This window comes from Marinilactibacillus piezotolerans (assembly GCF_900169305.1).
GTDB classification, from domain to species: domain Bacteria; phylum Bacillota; class Bacilli; order Lactobacillales; family Carnobacteriaceae_A; genus Marinilactibacillus; species Marinilactibacillus piezotolerans_A.
Genome location: NZ_FWDP01000004.1, coordinates 779,558 through 801,246, shown reverse-complemented (window position 1 = coordinate 801,246; position 21,689 = coordinate 779,558). Strand labels below are relative to the sequence as shown.

Here is a 21,689-nt window from a genome sequence, read left to right as displayed (position 1 = left end):
CTGAGTAGAATTGAGGAAACATGATGAAAAAGATTTCTGTTATTATTCCTGCATACAACGAGGAAGAAGTACTCCCGCAGCTGGTCGAGCGGTTGAATACGGTCAGTGAAACGATCAGCCAGTATGAATTTGAGTTTTTATTTGTCAATGACGGCAGCTCTGACCGCACGTTGGAATTATTACGAGAATTGAATCAGCAAGATCAGCGGATGCAGTATGTGGACTTATCCAGAAACTATGGAAAAGAAACGGCGATGCTGGCCGGATTTGACCATGTAACAGGAGATGGTGTCGTCATTATTGATGCCGATCTGCAGCACCCGCCGGAAGTGATGCAGGAAATGATCAGCTGGTGGGAACAAGGTTATGAAGACGTGTACGCTGTGCGTAAAAAAAGAGAAGGAGAGACTTTCCTAAAAGTCTTGACATCCAAACTCTATTATAAACTCGTACAAAAAATGACGCCTGAAAAAGTCTTTCCACAAGCCGGTGACTTTAGATTGCTGGACAAAAAGTGTGTAGTAGCTTTAAGGCAGCTTAGAGAATCCGAGCGATATACAAAAGGCATGTACGGATGGATCGGCTTCAAGAAAAAAGAAATCTCATACTATGCAGAAGAACGAGCAGCCGGCGTAACCAAGTGGAAATGGAGCAAGCTGTTTAAATTGGCGATGGATGGCGTTACTTCTTACAGTACCGTTCCGCTGAAAATCTGGTCCTATATCGGGTTCATCATTTCCTTTTTAGCTTTTATTTTTTTAGCGGTCGAAATTACGAAGACACTGCTGTTTGGAACAAATGCTGCCGGCTATCCGACTTTACTGGCCGCAATTTTGTTCTTAGGCGGAATCCAGTTGATTTCATTGGGAGTCATCGGAGAATATCTTGGCAGAGTGTTTGTAGAAACGAAAGGCAGACCGCCTTATTTTACAAGAGAATCTTCCATAGAAAATGAGCAAAAGACTACGGATGAAATAGAAGTCACTCCAACTGATAAATCAGTGGATGAAAAGAATGAAAAGGACGAATCTCTTTTATGAAGCAAATCAAATCCTTATACTTTAAATATCAAGAAGTAATAGACTATCTATTCTTTGGCGTTCTAGCGACAATTGTGAATATCGGCGTATTTTATGTCTTCGACACTTTACTGGATACACCCTATTTATTTGCCAACGCTATATCTATTATTGCAGCGATTCTATTCGCTTTTGTGACCAATAAAAAGTACGTCTTTAAATCCACTTCGACCTCGACTAAAGAAGCGTTCCGCGAGTTTTATCTTTTTGTCGGATTCCGTCTAGTGTCCGGACTTTTTGATATGCTGAGTATGTTTATTTTAGTAGACTTTTTGACGATCGATACCAATATTTCTAAAATCATTACTCAATTTATCGTTGTGGTCGTGAATTACGCCTTCAGCAAACTGTTCATTTTCAAACAGGAAGAGGGGTAAAATGAATCAGACCAAACAAACGAATCAAGCGGATTTGGCTATTAACCAGCAGATCAGCTTAAAAACCTTGTGGATTTATACCGCTATTTTTATAGTCATGATGGCTGCAATTTTTTCTGCTTACTTTTTAGTGCTCGATGCTTCCTTTATCTGGACAAGTGACGGTTTGACACAGCATTTTCTGATTTTTGGCGATTACCTTGAAAAGCTGCGCGGCTTACTCAGTGGTGATGGATTTCCGTTATGGGACTGGTCGATCAGCATGGGTGCCGATGTCATCCAGTCTTATGGCTATTACGTTATCGGAGATCCCTTTATTTACTTAGGTTTACTATTTCCGCCATCTTGGAGCGAATTCGCTTTTCACCTTCTCAGTTTCGTCAGAGTCTGGAGCGCAGGTGCAGTCTTTTTGTTCTTTGCTAGAAAAATGAATTTTTCTCATTCTGCCGGATTGACCGGAGCCATTCTTTATGCATTTGCAAACTATGGCATCTTCAATATGTCCCGTCATCCGTTCTTTATTCTAGCGTTGATCTGGTACCCGCTGTTATGCTTGGGTGCTGAAAAAATCTTGCGAAAAGAATCCAGTACTTTTTTCATGCTGGCAGTAGCCGTCAGTGCTTTCAGTAATTTCTATTTTTTCTATAAACTGACGATTCTGATTTTTATCTATGCTATGGTGCGCTATTTTACAATGAAAGAAGAACACTCCTTTAAATCATTTTTCAGCTTATTTATGAAGACAGTGTATGCGTACTTAGTCGGTTTGATGATTGCGGCAGTCTTGTTTTTACCCATGGTCTATGGGTTTCTCCACTCGTCCAGAAGTCCGGGCGGCGTAGAAATCAACTTATGGATTTACCCGCTGGAATATTATGTTGCGCTCATTAAGCATGCGATTGCGCCGGGAAGCTATTTCTGGACTATCGGCGGTTTTTCACTGTTGTCGTTTATCGCATTGTTTTCTTTGAAAAAAGATCATCAGACTCGTTATGTAAAGGTCGTTCTAATCATTTTAGGAGTCTTGCTGCTGTTTCCACTTTTAGGCTCCCTGATGAATGGACTGTCCGGACCTTATAATCGATTTTCCTTCGTCTTTGCCTTTTACATGGCACTCGCCGGTGGTTACTTGATTGACCGGCAGACTGATCTGGTTTTGAATGCTCGTAAAAAGGTGAAATGGTTTTTGGTCATCTATACGGGCATAGCCTGTTTGGCCTTGTTCATTCGAAATCACCTAACGTTTTACATGCTGATTCCGCTGCTGTTTGGCTGGCTGATGTGGTTTGCATTGTTCTCAAATCGCTTTAAAGGTCAGCAGCTGAATATAATCCTGCTTGGCTTAGTATGCTTGAATATGATTTCCAATGCCGTCTTTTTCTATTATCCGTTTGGAGATAATATGGCCGGACAGGTCGTGGAGCTTGGAACAGCAGAAACCTCTTATAGAGAAGCACTCGGCGATCTAGAAGACTCAACAGACGATTCAGCCAGTTCAGCGGCTTCAGCGGCTTCTAAAAAAATCAACCGAATCGGCGTAACGTCAAAAGACAATCAGATAAAAAATCAATTCATTTATCTGGATGAAATGGGCTTGAATTCCTATCTTTCTGTTTCAAATGGGGCTCTGTCCGAATTGGCTCAGGCTATTGAAACCAGCGGCTATCAAATTATTCAACCATTGCGCGGCGGGATTGATGATCGAAGCGGCATCAATCGTCTGCTGGGCATTGACACAATTATTACGGAAACGGAAAAAGCAGCCTACATTCCATTCGGTTATGAGATAGTAGAGACTGAAAACGGGTTTGTCAGAGCACAAACCGACTACGCAGCACCGCTCGCTTACCTTGAAGACAGTGCAGTAACAGCAGAAGTTTTTGAACAGTATAATGCACTGGAAAAAGAAGCTGTTTTATCTGAAAATGCTGTACTGGATGAAGAAGTTGTGAGCAACTCGGAGTTGGAGGGAATTGAACAAGAACCAACTATTTTAAAAGTGCCTTATGAATTAACCATTTCTGAAGAAACGCCTACAACAGACATTTTTGATAAGCAAATTGTTTCAGAATCTGGCGAGATCAATATGACGTTAACAATCGACTCTCCTGAAGCTGTGGTTGGCTCAGAACTCTATGTTCGTGCAAGCGGTTTGCGATACGACCCGCTGGATGAAAATCCCTTACTGAGGCAGCCGACCAATTATCATCTGACAGCAGAGTATGGGGACATCAGTAAAAGTATCTACCAATCTGACCGCTACAGCTTCAGTTCTTATTTCAGACGAGAAACGATTCTGATCAATATGGGCTACGTAGAAGCAGCGACAGACGAAACTGTCACAGTGAATTTAAATCGGCCTGGTATCTATACTGTCGGGCCCATAGACTTATTTGCTAAACCGATCGACGAAGCAGAGATCGCTGCAGAAGCTCAAAAGAAAAACGAAAATGCTCTAGAGATCTCGACGTTCGGCAGCCAAACAGTAGCAGGTTCCGTCACAAGCCAGGGGAACGAAATACTGGTCACTACGATTCCTTACTCAGAAGGCTGGCACGCTGAGCGGAATGGAGAACCAGTTGAGATCGTCAAAGCAAATCTCGGCTTTATCGGTATCCCGGTGGTTGAAGGTGACAATGAAATTCAACTTGAATACAGAACACCATGGCTCATCGCCGGCGCAGTTATCTCAGCAGTAGGATTGATTCTGCTTGCTATAAACATTCTGTCAGCTAAGCGGAAAAGATAATTGAAAAACGTTCGAAGCCGCTCTCGGCTGATCAGCACGAAACTGCTGAATCAGACTGAGAGCGGCTTTTTTAGTTAGAGCGTTTGCCTGTTAGAGAAACTATTCTTTGTTAAAGAAGATAGACTTTTAAAGCTGATGTGAGTTGAATTGCCATTTAAAGAGATAGGTGGGACGGATTAGGATAAGATATCGAATAAGGGCACTATTCAGCGAGATAAAAGGGGAGAATCAGGATAAGTCGCCGAATTAGGTCGTTATTCAGCGAGATAAAAGGGGAGAATCAGGATAAGTCGCCGAATTAGGTCGTTATTCGGCGAGATAAAAAGTAAAATTCAGAATAAGGTGTCGAATTGAAGGCCTATTCAGTGAGATAAAAAGAAAAATTCAAAATAAGATGTCGAATCAGGTCGTTATTCAGTGAGATAAAAAGGAAGATTCAAAATAAGTCGTCGAATTGGAGGATTATTTAGTAAGATAAATGGAAAGAATCGAAATAAGTCGCCGAATTAGGTCGTTATTCAGCGAGATAAATGAAAGAAACCGGAATAAGATGACGAATCCGATCCCTATTCAGCGACACATTTCAAAAGAACCTGCCAAATAGAACGCTCAGTCCTCAAAATACCTAATCAAAACAGATTAATAACGACAATATTCTCGGCACCAGGCCGAGAATCCACCAGTCCAACTTAAAACCACCAGCCCCTAAACAAAAAAGCCGCCTCAGACAAAAGACAAACCGTCTTCCGCCCAAAGCGACTTCCCAAATTTCATTTCAACCGAACATAAATCAATTAAAATTGAGTTTGATCAGGATCCGCAGCTTCACCAGCACGGCCTTTCAAAGCATCGATCTGCTTCATATCTTCTTCAGAAATTTCAAAGTCAAAAATATCCGCATTCTCGCGCACACGTTCCTCATGAACAGACTTAGGCAGCGGCAAGAATCCATGTTGCAGGCTCCAGCGCAACACAAGCTGAGCAATCGACTTATCATACTTCGCAGCCAATTCCTTCAACTCTTCAACCTCAAAAATCTTACCAGTACCCAGCGGGCTGTATGCCTCAGATACAATACCGTGATCCTTGTTATACTGAACCACTTCCGGCTGCATATCGCTTGGGTTCAATAGAATCTGATTCAGTGTAGGCTCGATCTTAGCCGTTTCAGCCAATGCATCTAAATGATGGCCATGGAAATTGGAAACACCTAAAGCACGGATTTTACCCGCTTCAACCGCTTCTTCCATCGCACGCCAGCTTTCAGCATTCGCTTCCTTCCAGTTATCGCGATATTTAATAGGATTCGGCCAGTGAATCAAGTACAAATCAATATACTCGCAATCCAGCTTGCTCAAAGAATCCTCAATCGCCTGTTTCGCTTCCTCATAACCATGCTCCTTGTTGCTGAGCTTCGTCGTCACAAAAATTTCTTCACGCTTCAAACCGCTCTTCTTAAGCGCGCGACCAACACCCGCCTCATTGCGATAAGCAGCAGCCGTATCAATATGACGATATCCAGCATCCAGCGCCCAAAGCACAGACTGCTCAGCATCCTCCTCAGAAGACTGCCAAGTCCCAAAACCAACAACCGGAATCTCCACACCATTCTTTAACTTATAAGTGTCCGTTAACGACATAACACAAACCTCTTTCCATATTTAAAGTAAGTCACTAACTAAAAGTATACACAAACATACAAAAGAGTGCGAATAAAAAAACCGGCATCACAGAGATCCGCTCCACAACACCAGTTTCAAAACAATTATACCCCTTGATTCTCGTGTGCTTCGCACAATGCCTTCGCAAACGCTTGGAGATTTTCAATATCCGGCTGCTCCGGATCCAAGTCGACTTTTACACTCTCGGCACCTTTGATTGCACCCGCCTTCTCGAACTGATCACTAAAATCATCCACCGACTTGCAGTATTTCTCATAGAATGTATCGCCGGAGCCAAACGTTCCGTAGATTTTACCCGTCAAGTCGACTTCTTCCAATTCTTCATAAAAGTCAACGATCTCATCCGGCAGATCAGCATCCGTTCCGTACGTATACGTCCCAACGATCACAATATCCATATCTAAAAAGTCTTCTGGATCAGCAGAAAAACTTTCCACCAACTCGACTTCTGCACCTAATTCTTCAAAAGCTGATTCTAAAATCTCAGCACATTCTTCCGTATTGCCTGTCAAGCTGGCATAAACGATCATTACTTTAGGCACGCTTGTCATCCTTTCTGTACACCAATTATTTCATTAAACGTCCATTTATTTCACTATTCATTTAAATAGTATAGCAAAGAATCCACCTTAAAAAAAGCAAGCACACAATAAAAAACACCTACTGCATTAAAGCAGTAGATGCCGATATTACATTAACCTTTTAGTCCTTTAGACTGGCGGAACATATCTTCCACCACAATATCAAAAATCTCTCCGAGAGTAGAGCAGTACTCTAGAATCTCCCAAGGTCTGTTTGTATGATAATGAATCTTGACCAGCGATTCATCGCCGACAGCCAGCAAGCTGTCGCCTTCAAACGTATTTTTTATATGATCGAAAATGTTATCCTCAGAAAGATTTTCTCCTTCAATCAATAATTGCGTGTCATATCTATAATCTGTATCCATAATCCTTCTCCTTAACGTAATCAAATAAGCAAGCATTCAGTACTTAGTCATCTTTTAAGCACCTTGTCACTAGACTAGATAAGTCAAAAAGGAGCTTAAAAGGGTTACTGTAGTAAAGTATAAAAGCGTAATAAGTACGATTTAAATACTTCTATAACTTAGTTGGTTTTAAGAGAAAAAGCAAATAAAAAGAAGCAGCTTTCTAAAAATAACGAAAGAAAACCAGCCCTCAATTGCAAAATGGAAAATAGCCCGATCAAATTCATCAGGAGGAAGGGGTTTTAATATTAATGACGATTTTTCCTTTTGCATGGTGGGTTTCACTTAATCGGTGCGCCTCACGCAAACCGTTTTCTGAGAAAGGGAACTGGCTGCCAATTGTCGGTTTCATTGCGCCGCTCTCCATCAATTCTCCTAGTTTAGCAAGACGTGCACCATCCGGTTCCAGGAAGAAATAAGCTGTTCTGATGCCTTTGCTTTCAGCAAGCGCTTGATTAGGTTGTCCTGTAATAGAGACCAGAATGCCGCCTTCTTTCAAGACATTGAAGCTTTTTTCCTGAATGTCGCCACCCATGGTATCAAAGACGATATCATAATCAGCTAATTCTTTTTCAAAATCTTGCTTTTTGTAATCAATGAATACATCTACGCCTAAGTCTTTCAGGTAATCTTCATTATCCTCGCTGGCAGTAGAAGCCACAGCAGCACCGAAATGCTTAGCAATCTGAATAGCCAGGCTGCCTACACCGCCGGCTCCAGCATGAATCAGGACTTTATCGCCAGCTTTTATTTTCGCAAGTTCGACAAGCGCTGTCCACGCTGTTTGTCCAACCAAAGGCACAGAAGCGGCTTCTTCAAAAGAGACACCTTTAGGAAGGGGAGCTAACAGATTTTCGTCTATTGCAATATACTCTGCGTATGTCCCTCTCGGATTTGTCTCAGGTCTGGAGAAGACACGATCGCCGACTTGATAGTTTTTTACCGCTGAACCGACTTCTTTAACGATTCCCGCAGCATCCCAGCCTAAAATAATCGGAAATTCATAATCAAGCATTTGGGCTAAATAGCCTGCACGCATTTTCCAGTCGATCGGATTGATAGAAGTAGCGTAAAGCTCGACCAGTACTTGATCGTCTTTGATTTCAGGAGTTGGAAGATCGCGTTCTACTAATTGATCCGCAGAACCATATTCTTCGATAACAATAGCTTTCATTTATTCGTCCTTCTTTCTTTAATAGAATGATATTCGATCTCATTGTTTTTGAGTTGTTTTCAATTCTAAATCAAGCATATCAAAAATCAATAGGACCTTAAATCATTTGCATTCAGTAGCAAGTATACAAATTAAATTGTGCAAAATCAAATTACAGTCTTCACCATCTTCTCACTGGTTTCTCTAAAAGAGAGAATGTGGTAAAATGAAAGCGGATAACTCTTAACGGTAAAAAGATGGAAAAGGATGTACATAATGGCGAAGACAAAAGCAAAAGAAATCTTGCAATCAGATGACCCTTTCAAAGAAAAACTGACTTACTTTTGGGAATATTATAAATGGCATGTGATTGGCGGGATACTGCTGGTATTTTTTATTATTTATATGGGATTTCAGTGGTTTGGGCGACCGCAAGTCGGCTATCATGTGGGTATTTTAGGACCAGCCTTATCTGATCCGCAAATACAAGCGCTACAAGAAGAAGTCAGTTCAGAACTAGAAACAGAAACAGTTGAAGGAGACGTTCTCGTTACGGCAACGCCGACAGGACAGATGTCAGAGCGCTTTTTTGCACAGCTGACAGCGGGCGAGTATGACTTGATCCTGATCTCTGAGGCAGCTTATGAAAGCTTCGGCGCTGATGGCGGAATGACGCCATTTGTTACTGAAGATATAAATGATTCCGGCCTTTATTTTGATAGTGAGTCAGAGGAGAAGGTTGGTCTTTCTTCCGACATCATTCCTGTCTTTTCTGACCTGGGATACGTACAGAACCTGGTAGCTTTAGTCCCATCTAACTCGCTGCACAAACCTTTGACACAGGCATTTTTCAACAATCAAGAAGTAGATCTGACGTTAGAGTATCTTGATTAGCATACTGCTGCCGCAAATGAACAACTTCTCATTTTGAAAGAATGATGGTTCCGAACTGAACGTTTTTTCGGTATAATAGAGAATAATCTAAATGTTTAAGGGGACTGATGACGTGATTACATTGAAATCACCCAGAGAAATAGAAGCGATGGATAAGTCAGGAGACGTCTTGGCAGATATCCACGAAAAACTGAGAACCTTTATCAAACCAGGCATTACTGGAACTGATATTGATCAGTACGTTGAAAAACTGATCGAAGAACACGGCGCGATCGCTGAGCAAAAAGGCTTTGAAGGATACGAGTATGCGACCTGTGTCAGTGTCAATGACGAGATCTGCCACGGATTTCCCAGAAGCCAAAAGCTGAAAAAAGGCGACTTGATCAAAGTGGATATGGTCATTAATTTAAATGGTGCTTTATCCGATTCTTGCTGGAGCTATGCCGTTGGAGAATCCACTGATGAAGTAAAGAAACTGATGGACGTGACTTTGGAAGCTTTATATAAAGGAATCGAAGCAGCACAACTTGGCAACCGGATCGGCGACATTGGACATGCGATCCAAACCTATGTTGAAGCAGAAGGCTTTTCAATTGTCCGTGAATTTATTGGACACGGCATTGGACCCACACTGCATGAAGGACCAAGTGTTCCGCATTACGGACAAGCTGGGAAAGGCATGCGCCTGAAAGAAGGTTTGGTCATTACAATCGAGCCCATGGTCAATACCGGAACATGGAAATCTAAAATGGACAACAATGGCTGGACAGCCCGTACCCAAGATGGCGGATTAAGCTGCCAGTACGAGCATACGATTGCCATTACAAAAGAGGGTCCAAGAATTTTGACCAAACAACAAGGCGAATAATCAGCGGATACATTCGATAATAAACATTCGATCATATCCACTCGATCATATCCATCAACTCCATTAATATCTGGAAATCTGGGAGTACGCAGCATCATAGCCGAATTCAGCGGTCATGATACGGCGGCTTCTGGATTTTCTTGTTTTTAAGCAGAATGGTTACAAAACAAGCGTTCCGAAAAGGGTTCTTTTACATTATTTGATATGATAGAAGAAACAAAACGGTTGAGAGGAATGAACAAATGAAGCAGCGCGTATGGTATGCGGATGTCTTAAGGATTCTGGCGATCGTTATGGTCATCTTCATTCATATTATCTCTAAGGATACACACCGCTACGAAATTGATACTTTTCAGTGGCAGTGGATGAATCTATTAAATGGGATTTCAAGAATTTGTGTCCCGCTGTTATTTATGGTCAGCGGTATGTTTTTTCTGGATCCAGAAAAAAAGATCGAACCTAAACAAATGTATACAAAATATATCTGGCGGCTTGTCCGTGCTTTTGTATTCTGGTCAGTGATATATGTTGTTTTTAACAGTTTTCCAGAACCTGATCCAACTGTCTTAGTAGAAGAAGTAGACCGAACCGTATTGGAAATTGTTCAGGGCTATTTTCACTTATGGTTTCTTTACCGTTTGACAGAAATCTATGTGATCGTCCCTTTCTTAAGACCGATTACGCGAGACAGGCAGTTGACCATCTATTTCTTACTGCTCAGCTTCGTTGTGGGCATACTGATTCCTACGATCAACCAATTTCCGGTGCGATCAACAGACACAGTGGTGGACAATGGGCTGAATGTAGACATTACACTCGGCTATGCAGGCTATTTTGTGGCTGGATATGTCCTGCACAAGATTGCTTTATCTAAGAAATGGCGAACTGTATTGTATGTGCTTGCCGGCATCGGCTTTGCCGTCACCATTATCGGAACGTCCATCAGAACGATGATGGATGGAGAAATGTACTCGCTGTTTTATGAGTACTTGACACCAAATGTCTTTTTCGCAGCCGTCGGGACATTTGTTTTTGCAAAATATGCTATGCAGGATTTGGAGCTGAAAAAGCCGATTCAAAACGTCATTGTCCATATATCAAAATATTCTTTTGGAATCTATCTCGTGCATGTGCTGACTCGAGATTTGATTTGGGATGCTGGAATCAATACAACGCTTTTTCCAATTGTTTTTTCGATTCCTGCACTCGCGCTGCTGGTCGGCGGCATCAGTTATGGTATCATCTGGGTTCTAATGCGCTTCTGGAAACAAGGCAGCCGTCTGTTAAATTTAGGCCAATGGAAGATACCTTCTAAATAAATCACAACTTCAAAGTATTAAGGAGAAAAATCAATTGAATTACAAAACACATCTGGCAACGACCTTCGCCGTCTCGCTGCCGTACATGACTTCCAACGATGCACTAACCGTTGGAAGTCTTTCTTTGCTCGCCGTCGGTGCAGTATTTCCCGACATCGACGAGCCGAATTCCTATATCGGAAGAAGACTGACCGGCGTCAGTCACAGCTTCAAATCCATCTTCGGGCACCGCGGACTCACGCACAGTATCGTGGGATTGCTGCTGATGGGCGCTGGTGCATATGCACTCGCAGAAGCATTCGGGTTCTCCGAGAACCTGGCTTTCTGTTTCTGTCTAGGCTACTTTGCGCATCTAGTCGAAGACTCCTTCTCCAAAAAAGGCATCTCCTGGCTGCAGCCTCTTTCCAAGAAAAGATTCCAATCCGGCTTCAACCTCATTTACTATAGCACCGGCAGTATAGTGGAACAGCTGATTTTTATTTTGTCAATTCTAGCGATCCTGTATCATTTTTCACCGTTAGAATTCGGCACACTGCTTCCTGTTTCTCTTGAAGGCTGGCTGAGCCGCCTGTTCGATTGACGAAAGCCGGCATAACTGTATACTGAAAGGGTTTTTCGAATGGCTCTATACCAATGATGTAAGCGGGTATTTGTAAAATACTGAAATATACTTTAAAATAGATGAACACGTAGAAAGCATTTTACTAAAAAGGAGGTCGGACTTTGCCGAAGTATAAGGAAGTTGCAGAGAAAATCAGGGAGCGGATCAAGAGTAAGGAGTATGCGGTGGATGAGCGGATTCCGGATCAGCATTCACTTGCCGAGGAGTTTGGGACGAGCAGGGTCACGATCAAGCGGGCGCTGGATCTGCTGACGACGGCCGGGCTGGTGTATACGATTCAGGGGTCAGGTACATATGTGAAGCGGAATGCGCTGCTGCAGGCACAGTCAAGCATCCAGATCGGGCACAATGTGGGGCTGACGACTGCGATTCAGGATGAGGTGGAGCTGGAGAGCAAGGTGATTCGTTTTGATGTTCGTTTTCCAGATGAGACGGAACAGCAGCAGCTCATGATCAACAAGGAAACGCCGATCTATCATTACCAGCGGCTGCGCATTCTCGGCGGCCGTCCGTACTCGCTGGAAAACACGGTCGTGCCGGTCAACACCATTCCGGGTATTACCGAAGAGGTGCTCAAGGATTCCGTTTACCGCTACATTCGTGAAGAGCTGAGTATCGTTTTCGGCGACAATCGTCAAATCGTCCGCGCAGCCAAGCCGACCGCAACTGATAAAAAATACCTCGACTGCAAAGACGACGATCCCGTCCTCGAAGTCGAAAAAATCATGTTCCTCAAGTCCGGCGTCCCCTTCGAATACTCGACCGTCCACCACCGCTTCGACATGGTGGAAATGTCCTTCATCAACCAAGACAACTAATGCGCAACGTCACCCACCAAGCAGCCAGCTTCCATCAGGGTGACGTTCTTTTTTCTTGAAATGTCACCCATGGAGGACAGTGCTGCTAAGACAGGCCGCGAGTTGCCGAAGAGAGTCGTTTTAATATAGGTCAAAGCCGCTTATTGATGCGGATAGCAGGGCAGTGGAATCTTGCCGAAGCGAACGAATGAGGTTGGAAGCCTTCGTTCCTCAGCTTATCCTACATAATAAGGCCGAATTCGACATGCTGTATGTGTGAAGAAGATGTAGCATACAGAATAGCGCTCGAATTCAGCACGATAAATAGGCGAAGGAGAAATAACGTGACGAATAGAGGTGGCATCCGACACGATAAATTGATGAGCAGAAAGTAACGCGCCGAATAAGCATCGCATTCCACACAATAAATCTTCAATCAGGAAATAACGTGCCGAATAAAGCACGCATTCCACACAATAAATCTTCAATCAGGAAATAAAGTGCCAAATAAAGCGTTCATTCGACACGATAAAGCCCCGATTGGAAAATAACGTGCTGAATAGAGCACGCATTCCACACGATAAATCTTCGAACAGGAAATAACGTACAGAATAAGGCAATTATTCGACATGATAAAGCTTTGAGTAGGAAATAACGTGCTGAATAGAGCGCACATTCGACACGATAAAGCTCCGAACAGGAAATAACATGCTAAATAAAGTACGCATTCGACACTATAAAACAGCGAGCAGGGAATAACACGCCGAATAAGCCTCGCATTCCACACGATAAATCTTCAATCAGGAAATAGTGCACTGAATAAGGCACTTATTCCACATGATATAACTCTAAGAAAGGAATAGCGCACTGAATTTAAGGTTTTAAGCTGGTAAAAGCAAAAATAGGAACTTAATTATCTGCGTTCAAGCTAAAAAAATAGCGAATAATGATAATACGTCGCCGATTCTCACAACTTAAAACAAAATAGCGAACGAGTACCAAAAATTGGCAGCTCATTCTCCGTACTGGAATCGAAACTAAGAGTGAGTGCCCACAATAACGCTCTGATTCTTCGAATTCAACTCCAAACTGAGAGTGAGTGCTCACAATATGGCTTTAATTCTCTCTACTCAAATACAAAGTGGAAGTGAGTGCCCACAATAACGCTCTGATTCTTCGAACTCAACTCCAAACTGAGAGTGAGTGCTCACAATATGGCTTTAATTCTCTCTACTCAAATACAAAGTGGAAGTGAGTGCTCACAATAACGCTCTTATTCACCGCACTCAAATCGAAACAGAGAGTGAGTACCAACAATAATGCTCTGATTCTTCGAACTCAACTTCAAACAGAGAATGAGTACCCAAAATAAAGCTCTTATTCACCGCACTCAAATCGAAAAAGAGAATGACTGCCCAAAATAAGGCTCCGATTCACCACACTCAGATCGAAATAGAGAGTGAGTGCCCACATTAAGGCTTTAATTCTCCGTACTCAAATTCAAAGTTGAAGTGAGTGCTCACAGTAAGGCTCTTATTTTCCGCACTCAGATCGAAATAGAGAGTGAGTGCCCACATTAAGGCTTTAATTCTTCGAACTCAAATTCAAACTAAACGTGAGTACGGAGAATAAACCATCAATTCTCTGCACTCAAATCGAAACAGAGAGTGAGTACAAACAATAAGCCGCAGCTTTTTCAAAAGCGAAGTCAACGTCAAATTAACTCAACGACAACTGCCCATATATGTATCAGACTCTGACACAAAGCCTCAAAACGCCTCCTCAAAGGTAAAACTCAATTTAAAAAACCACTAAAGGTAAAATTTGTAAATACAAATTTATAATAACGCTTTACATTTAAATCGCTTTCAAGTAAACTTACGTTGTAAGCAGTTACAGAAAGTGATAAATCAAGGAGGAAAGAAGATGGAGAATAGTAAGTTTGTGAATGTGCTGAATCAGGTTGCTTATAAGATCAACAGCTATAAATACATTATTGCAATCAAGAACTCATTCACGTTATTACTGCCGATCATCATTACGGGAGCCTTTGCGACGCTCTTTTCAAATATGGTGTTCGACAGCACGAATGGATTGGCGCAAATCAGCTGGTTAAGCTGGCTGGAAACACTCAAGCCGCTTTCACAAATGGTAAATTATGCGACGATGGATATGATGGCGCTCTTAGCTGTATTCCTTATCGGGAATGAAATGGCTAAATTGAATAACTTGAATGGGCATTTCCCAGGGTTGTTAGCAGCCGTATCTTATATTGCAGTCATTCCAACGACCATTGAAGTGTTGGTTGAAGGGGCTGGCAATGTCTCAGTCGCTGATGTCGTTTCAAGCAGTTACACGGGTTCAAGCGGGTTGTTCTTAGGAATGATCGTGGCGATTGGATCAATTGAATTGTTCACCTGGTTAGGGAAACGAGAAGTACTGAACATTAAAATGCCGGATTCCGTTCCGACTAACGTTGCCAGATCCTTTTCAGCCTTGCTGCCGACATTGATTACCATTATTGCTATTGCAGCAATTGGTTTTGCCATCAATATGGTAACCGGTGTTCATATTTACGATATTATTTACAACGTTGTTCAAGGACCGCTGGAAAGTTTAGTTCAAGGCTTGCCGGGTATTTTACTCTTGATGCTGGTCGCTCAATTGTTCTGGGTTATCGGGATTCATGGTAATCAAATTATCAAACCAATCAGAGAGCCGATTTTGCTAGCAGCGATTGCAGAAAATACGTCAGCACTTGAAGCAGGACGTGAAATTCCAAATATCATCAGTATGCCATTCTGGGATATGTACATGTCTATGGGTGGTTCCGGGATGACGATCGGTCTATTGATCGCACTCTTCATCGGAAGCCGCAGAGATGATTACCGCTCAATCGGTAAATTGGCAACACCGCCAGGATTATTTAATGTAAATGAACCGGTTATCTTCGGAATGCCGATCATGTTGAATCCTATCATGGCCATTCCATTTGTCATCACACCGCTCATCACCGGAGTGATCGGCTACTTCGCGACAGTCATTGGATTTGCCGGAAGAGCCGTTGTTATGATTCCTTGGACAACGCCGCCGCTGCTTAGTGGATGGCTAGCAACAGCAGGAAGCTGGGGCGCAGTGGTTACGCAAGTAGTTTGTATTGCTGTCTCTGTACTGGTCTATCTGCCGTTTGTCAGAATTGCAAACAAAGAAGCCAGCGTGCAGGAAATCGAAAAAGAAGAATTTGGCGAAGAAGTGATTGGCGAGCCAAATATGGAAAATCAATAAAATGAGTGTCAAAAATTACCAGATATGAACTTTCAATTGATCATTACTAGAATAAATTACAGCAGTAGGATCAAAAAAAATAAATCAAAGATTAAAAAGATGTAAGGGGTTTAATAATGAAGCAGAGCATACCGGAACAATTTGTACTTGGAGCAGCTTCTTCAGCTTGGCAGACGGAAGGCTGGAGCGGCAAGAAAGAAGATCAGGATTCCTATTTGGATTCTTGGTATAAAAACGAAACATTCGTCTGGCATGAAGGTTATGGACCAGCCGTTGCCACCAACTTTATGGAAAACTATCAAGAAGACATCGATCATATGAAAGAAATCGGATTGACGCATTACCGGACCAGCATCAACTGGGCAAGATTCTTCACAGACTATGAGAATCTGATCGTTGATGAATCCTATGCGCAGCATATCAGCGACATGATCGATGCACTGATTGAAGCAAATGTGGAGCCGATGCTATGCCTGGAGCATTATGAAATGCCGGCACAGCTGCAGGAAAAATATGATGGATGGAGTTCCAAGCAAGTCGTCGACCTGTTTGTCGAGTATGCCAAAATCGCCTTTGACCGTTTCGGCGACCGCGTAAAACAATGGTTCGTGTTCAACGAACCCGTGGTCGTTCAAACCAGAGTCTATCTAGACGCCATCAGATGGCCGCATGAGCAAAATACTAAAAAGTGGATGCAGTGGAATCATCACAAAGTACTGGCGACTGCCAAAGTCACGAAAGCTTTCCGTGAAAGCGGCCGAGAAGGCAGAATCGGGACAATCCTTAATCCGGAGGTAACCTATGCCCGTTCTTCTTCGGAAGCGGATCAGAAAGCAGCTCATCTCTTTGACTTATTCTACAACCGAGTATTTCTGGATCCGGCCGTCAAAGGAACTTATCCAGATGAACTGATCGACTTGCTGAAGCAGCACGATATCTTGTTTGACCATGACGAGGAAGAGCTCCAGTTGATTATGGAAAACACAGTGGATTTTCTGGGTATCAATCTCTATTTTCCAAAGCGCGTGCAAGCACCGAAACACGAATGGAACAAAGAGACACCATTCCACCCGGAGATGTATTACAATTCATTTGACCTGCCGGGGCGCCGGATGAACAAGTCGAGAGGCTGGGAGATTTATCCGAAGCTGATGTACGATATGGCGATGCGGATCAAGGATGAGTATGATAATATTCCGTGGCTGATCACCGAGAATGGTATGGGGATCGAGCAGGAAGAGCGGTTTATGAATGATGCGGGCGAGGTGCAGGATGATTACAGGATCGACTTCATCGGGGAGCATATTTCCTGGCTGCTGAAGGCGGTAGAGGAAGGATCGAGCTGTGAGGGCTACATGTTATGGGCGTTCACGGATTGTGTGTCGCCGATGAATGCGTTCAAGAATCGCTACGGACTGGTTCGCATCGAGCTGGACGAGCAGCGGACGCGGAAACTGAAAAAATCCGGATCGTGGTACAAAGAATTGATCCAGTCGAGAACGCTGGTTCAGTCGGATGCTGAAATTAAATAATAGAATAGAAAGAGGGATGTTGCGGAAGTTGAAAAGCTTTCGCAGCATCTTTTTTGTTCAAGAAAGCGTTGTATCGATTGCGGTGATAGGCTATACTTAACCAAAAAAGGAGGGCAATACCATGTGGAAAAAACTCGTTGCATTCATAAAACAAAACCCGTTTTACCTCATCTACATCATCTACATAATCCTGATCAGCACCCAAGCCAACCAAATGATCTCACGCTACGGCGCCACCAACTTCAGCGTCTTCTTCCTCCTCACCTTCATCCTACTCATCTCACTCTTGAAAGTCCTCGAAAAACGAACCAAAAACCACTAGATCAACCCCCGATTTCAGTGAAATGTCATTCCCGAATCTTGACGACAGCATAAAACTGGCGGTTCAACCTGAGACAGCAGTACCATTCAGAGAGAATCGCCAGATTCTTCACCTTTAGTCAGAGGGTTAATAAGCAGACTTGAAAAAAACAGCTCCTCTTACTATTGCAGCACGGTATTAGAAGGCCGATTCGGTGAGCTAAACGTTCGAAAAGGAAATAGTGCGCTAAATAGGAAGCAGATTCATAGAGTTAACTGTTTGAAAAGCAAATAACGTAACGAATCGAGTGTCTATTCAACGAGTTAACCGTTTAATGAGAGAATAACATAACAAATAGAGCGCCGATTCAGCAAGATAAAAGCGCCAAAAAGAAATAACGTGTAGAATAAAGCACAGATTCAGTGCGTTAACCGTTTAATGAGAGAATAACGTAACGAATAGAGCACCTATTCAACAAGTTAAAAGCACCAAAAGGAAATAACGTGCAGAATAGAGCGCCGTTTCAGCGAGTTAACCGTCTAACGAGAAAATAACGTAACGAATAGAGAGCTCATTCAGCAAGTTAAAAGCGCCAAAAGGAAATAACGCGCAGAATAGGCCGCTGATTCAGTGCATTAACCGTCTAATGAGAGAATAACGTACCGAATAGAGAGCTCATTCAGCAAGTTAAAAGTGCCAAAAAGCAAATAACGTAACGAATCGAGTGTCTATTCAGCGAGTTAACCGCAGAATGAGAGAATAACGTAACGAATAGAGCGCTCATTCAACAAGTTAAAAGCGCCAAAACGAAATAACATGCAGAATAACTCGCTGATTCAGCGAGTTAACTATCTAATGAGAAAATAACGTAACGAATAGAGCACCCATTCAGCAAGTTAAAAGCGCCAAAACGAAATAACATGCAGAATAGAGCATAGATTCAGCGAGTTAACCGTCTAATGAGAAAATAACGTAACGAATAGAGCGCCGATTCAGCAAGTTAAAAGCGCCAAAAGGAAATAACGTGCAGAATAGAGCATTGATTCAGCGAGTTAACCGTCTAATGAGAAAATAACGTAACGAATAGAGCGCTGATTCAGCGAGTTATCAGCTAATAGCCGAATAAAGTGCCAATTCAGCGAATTAAACACGCAAAAAAGGAATAGGGCATTAAATAGCGTATATCTTCACCACTATTAAGACATCAAAGCGAGATACCCTTATAAGAATCAGGAATCGGAAAGAATCCGCTTGTTATCTGCAGTCACTTACGATTATAATGTAGATAGAACAGAATGATTACGATTCATTCATTATCTGATATAATTTTTAATCAAGAAATAAGGAGAACAATCATGACAGACAGCACCAAATCTAAGTTAGATAAAGAGATGATCCAACCGATCAGTCAGTTTTTTAAAGTCATCAGTGACAAAACAAGACTCTCCATTCTCTTTATGCTTCAAGAACAAGAAATGAATGTAGGCGATATAGCAGATGCATTAGATATGCATCAGTCCGCGATTTCGCATCAGTTAAGAACTTTAAAGCAAAATCGTTTAGTCAAACCAAGGAGAAACGGAAAAACGGTATTCTATAGCCTAGATGATGATCATGTCTTCAAGATTTTGGAACAGGTAAGAACACATACAAAAGAGAGCATTCCAGATGAACAAAAAAAGTAAGACAAAATTCAAAGATGATGTCTTACTTTTTTAGGTTTATTGTAATGATGATTTTATTGGTAACAGTAATCTTAATCCATTTAAAATGACTAATATTGTACTTCCTTCGTGAGCTAATACACCGATTCCGATATCGACTCTGCCAAAAAAGTTCAAAGTAATAAGCAAGACGACGATCAACATTGAGAAAAGAATGTTCTGCCACACGATTCGGTTCAATTTTTTCGAAACTCTATGTGCATACTGAAACTTCGTTAAATCATTTTTCATAATTACCGCATCCGCCACATCAATAGCGACATCAGTACCTTCTCCCATAGCAAACCCAATATCGGCAGCTACTAAAGCAGGTGCATCATTGATCCCGTCACCGACCATAGCAGTATAGCCATATTTTTTCTGAGATTCAGCAATAATCTGAGATTTATTCTCCGGTAAAACATTTCCAGCCACTTCATCGATCGACAGCATGTTCGCTACCGCTTTTCCAGTCAGTTCAGAATCCCCGGTAATCATTGTGGAATGAATACCTTGTTTATTTAAATAACGGATGACAGCTTTAGCATTTGGATTTGGTAAATCCATCATAGCGATAATGCCAACCACTTTGTTCTCTTCACTAAAATAGACAACGGTTTTTCCTTCATTAGAAAATTGGTCAGACTGTGTTTGTATTTCGCTTGGAACATTTTCAAATAATGAAGGTTTCCCGATCTGATAGTGTTTGTTTTGAACCATTGCTGCAAGGCCTTTTCCGATATTGTTTTCTACGGATAAATCTGGAAGGAAATCAGATTGAGACTGGAATTTTTCCAGTATAGCATTTGCCAAGGGATGATTAGCGCTTTTTTCCATGCTTACAATAATACTGATCCATTCATCTGCTTGATCTTCGTTGATAAAATAATAGTCTGTTACAGACGGTTTTCCTTCAGTAAGGGTTCCGGTTTTATCAAATGCGATGGACTTGATGTTGGCAAGGTTAGATAAATAAGCGCCGCCTTTGAACAAAACACCTCTTTTGGCTAAATTAGAAATACCCGATAATGTAGCCGGGACGGCACTGGCTGCTAAAGCACAGGGAGAAGCGGAAACTAGCATAATCATTCCCCTGTAAAAACTTTCATTCCAGCTCCAGTTTAACAAGAAAGGGACCGAAAGAATAAATACCGGCACAACAATCATAACAACTGTCACATAAATCGGTTCGATTTTATTGATTTTGGTAGCAGTCTTGGATAAATTCGTTTGTGACTGATTGACCAGTTCGACAATTTTAGCAAAGACCGTATCTTCACTATTTTTTGTTACTTTCATATTGAACGAGCCGTCTCCATTAATCGTGCTGCCGAACACTTCATCTTGAACCGTTTTTTCCTTAGGAATACTTTCACCGTTGATACTTGCTTCGTTGATGTAACTTGATCCACTTATGATTTCTCCATCAGTTGGAATCTGATCACCCGGCAAGACCTTTAGTTCATCACCGATTTTCAAAGAAGAGACGTTGACTATTTTTGTTTCTCCGGAAGAGAGCACTAGTCTGGCTTCGGTTGGATTCATCTTCAGCAGATTAGTGATTTCTCTTTTACTTTTATCTTCTGCATAGTCCTCTAAAAAATGAGCACCTGCAAAAATCAGTATTAACAAAGCTCCTTCATCGAACGCACCAATAATGGAAGAACCTAAGGCAGCTAATGCCATCAGTAAATGGACGTTGGGATGGAACCTTTTTCGTTTAACTGATTCTGTAACAGTATCGACAATGCCTTCTGATAAAACGTGATAACCAGATAACAGCATCGTCAGTATGAATAAGCTGTTTTCGATCAAAGGATTAAAACTTCCGAATAGAACAAGCAGATAAAGAAGCAATCCTAAACTATATAAAATAATAGGGGATTTACCATGATGGTGATCTTCCTCAATGTATTTACGATCTGCAACATTTGCTTGATTTAAAGATTTTGTGTGCATTAATCTCATCCTTTACTGTTAGGTTAGTCACTGAAGGAGTATCAAGTTTATAAATGAGTGACTATTCATATGTATGAAGTGATTATACATGAATTTCCATTCATTTGTCAAAAGAAATAAAGAAAGAAAATAAAGAAAATAAAATAAGTGATGATTTAAAAAAGAGTAAACTTTGATGAACAGTCTAGATTCAGATTCAAAATAAAAGAAAAAGAACTATCCAATAAGACATCAAAATCCTAATAGTAAAATAGGGTTTACATTGAATATTCTCCATGGTATATTATTTAAAGTGAGAAAAATAAAGGATTGTCACTGATTCGATCAGGCATTACCTAAATCTGAATTCTTCGGTATGAACCGTTGTATTCAATTTAGGCT

Annotated in this window: 17 protein-coding genes; 12 read left to right on the top strand and 5 right to left on the bottom strand. The window is 41.8% G+C overall.

What is annotated here, in order from left to right:
• Positions 1-23 precede the first annotated feature (23 nt).
• Genes B6F02_RS07660 through B6F02_RS07650 form a run of 3 tightly spaced genes read left to right on the top strand, consistent with a single transcriptional unit; the run spans position 24 to position 4,205 of the window.
• A complete protein-coding gene (locus B6F02_RS07660) occupies positions 24-1,040 on the top strand; it encodes a glycosyltransferase family 2 protein (RefSeq protein ID WP_080146771.1) in 1,017 nt (338 codons plus the stop codon).
• Entirely contained in the window at positions 1,037-1,456 is a 420-nt protein-coding gene (locus B6F02_RS07655; protein ID WP_080146770.1) for a GtrA family protein, read from the top strand. Before B6F02_RS07660 ends, B6F02_RS07655 begins: the two co-directional genes overlap by 4 nt.
• A gap of 1 nt (position 1,457) precedes the next feature.
• Positions 1,458-4,205 (top strand): YfhO family protein, encoded by a 2,748-nt coding sequence (locus tag B6F02_RS07650; protein ID WP_080146769.1) that lies wholly within the window; start codon positions 1,458-1,460, stop codon positions 4,203-4,205.
• A 794-nt stretch (positions 4,206-4,999) separates the two neighbouring features.
• Here B6F02_RS07650 and B6F02_RS07645 read toward each other — a convergent pair.
• From B6F02_RS07645 to B6F02_RS07630, 4 genes are all read right to left on the bottom strand, one after another.
• Positions 5,000-5,845 carry an aldo/keto reductase gene (locus B6F02_RS07645; RefSeq protein ID WP_080146768.1) on the bottom strand — a complete coding sequence of 282 codons (846 nt, stop codon included), beginning with the start codon at positions 5,843-5,845 and terminating at the stop codon, positions 5,000-5,002.
• Positions 5,846-5,970: 125 nt separating this feature from the next.
• On the bottom strand, positions 5,971-6,429 hold the full coding sequence (locus B6F02_RS07640; protein ID WP_143745250.1) for a flavodoxin: 459 nt from the start codon (positions 6,427-6,429) through the stop codon (positions 5,971-5,973).
• 152 nt (positions 6,430-6,581) lie between these two features.
• Positions 6,582-6,836 (bottom strand): kinase to dihydroxyacetone kinase, encoded by a 255-nt coding sequence (locus B6F02_RS07635; protein ID WP_080146766.1) that lies wholly within the window; start codon positions 6,834-6,836, stop codon positions 6,582-6,584.
• Positions 6,837-7,101: 265 nt separating this feature from the next.
• Positions 7,102-8,049, bottom strand: a complete 948-nt coding sequence (locus tag B6F02_RS07630) for an NADP-dependent oxidoreductase (protein WP_080146765.1) — start codon at positions 8,047-8,049, stop codon at positions 7,102-7,104.
• Positions 8,050-8,304: 255 nt separating this feature from the next.
• Here B6F02_RS07630 and B6F02_RS07625 point away from each other — a divergent pair, with 255 nt between their 5' ends.
• The 9 genes from B6F02_RS07625 to B6F02_RS07585 all read left to right on the top strand — a co-directional run bounded on the left by B6F02_RS07625 (position 8,305) and on the right by B6F02_RS07585 (position 19,331).
• Positions 8,305-8,922, top strand: coding sequence for a hypothetical protein (locus B6F02_RS07625; RefSeq protein WP_080146764.1), 618 nt, complete (start codon positions 8,305-8,307; stop codon positions 8,920-8,922).
• Positions 8,923-9,034: 112 nt separating this feature from the next.
• The gene (map, locus tag B6F02_RS07620; protein WP_080146763.1) at positions 9,035-9,790 is read left to right on the top strand and encodes a type I methionyl aminopeptidase; all 756 of its coding nucleotides are present in this window, start codon (positions 9,035-9,037) and stop codon (positions 9,788-9,790) included.
• Between the two features lie 242 nt (positions 9,791-10,032).
• Positions 10,033-11,109 carry an acyltransferase gene (locus B6F02_RS07615; protein ID WP_080146762.1) on the top strand — a complete coding sequence of 359 codons (1,077 nt, stop codon included), beginning with the start codon at positions 10,033-10,035 and terminating at the stop codon, positions 11,107-11,109.
• A gap of 34 nt (positions 11,110-11,143) precedes the next feature.
• Complete coding sequence (locus B6F02_RS07610; RefSeq protein ID WP_080146761.1) at positions 11,144-11,689, top strand: metal-dependent hydrolase; 546 nt, start codon at positions 11,144-11,146, stop codon at positions 11,687-11,689.
• A 143-nt stretch (positions 11,690-11,832) separates the two neighbouring features.
• Positions 11,833-12,549 carry a GntR family transcriptional regulator gene (locus B6F02_RS07605; protein ID WP_080146760.1) on the top strand — a complete coding sequence of 239 codons (717 nt, stop codon included), beginning with the start codon at positions 11,833-11,835 and terminating at the stop codon, positions 12,547-12,549.
• 1,905 nt (positions 12,550-14,454) lie between these two features.
• Positions 14,455-15,813, top strand: coding sequence for a PTS sugar transporter subunit IIC (locus tag B6F02_RS07600; RefSeq protein WP_080146759.1), 1,359 nt, complete (start codon positions 14,455-14,457; stop codon positions 15,811-15,813).
• Positions 15,814-15,929: 116 nt separating this feature from the next.
• On the top strand, positions 15,930-17,345 hold the full coding sequence (locus B6F02_RS07595; protein WP_080146758.1) for a glycoside hydrolase family 1 protein: 1,416 nt from the start codon (positions 15,930-15,932) through the stop codon (positions 17,343-17,345).
• 121 nt (positions 17,346-17,466) lie between these two features.
• Positions 17,467-17,667 (top strand): hypothetical protein, encoded by a 201-nt coding sequence (locus tag B6F02_RS07590; RefSeq protein ID WP_080146757.1) that lies wholly within the window; start codon positions 17,467-17,469, stop codon positions 17,665-17,667.
• 1,334 nt (positions 17,668-19,001) lie between these two features.
• Positions 19,002-19,331 carry an ArsR/SmtB family transcription factor gene (locus B6F02_RS07585; RefSeq protein ID WP_080146756.1) on the top strand — a complete coding sequence of 110 codons (330 nt, stop codon included), beginning with the start codon at positions 19,002-19,004 and terminating at the stop codon, positions 19,329-19,331.
• 36 nt (positions 19,332-19,367) lie between these two features.
• On the opposite strand, the gene B6F02_RS07580 is transcribed toward B6F02_RS07585, so the two are convergent.
• Positions 19,368-21,308: a heavy metal translocating P-type ATPase gene (locus B6F02_RS07580; RefSeq protein ID WP_080146755.1), complete on the bottom strand. Its 1,941-nt coding sequence runs from the start codon at positions 21,306-21,308 to the stop codon at positions 19,368-19,370.
• Positions 21,309-21,689: the final 381 nt, after the last annotated feature.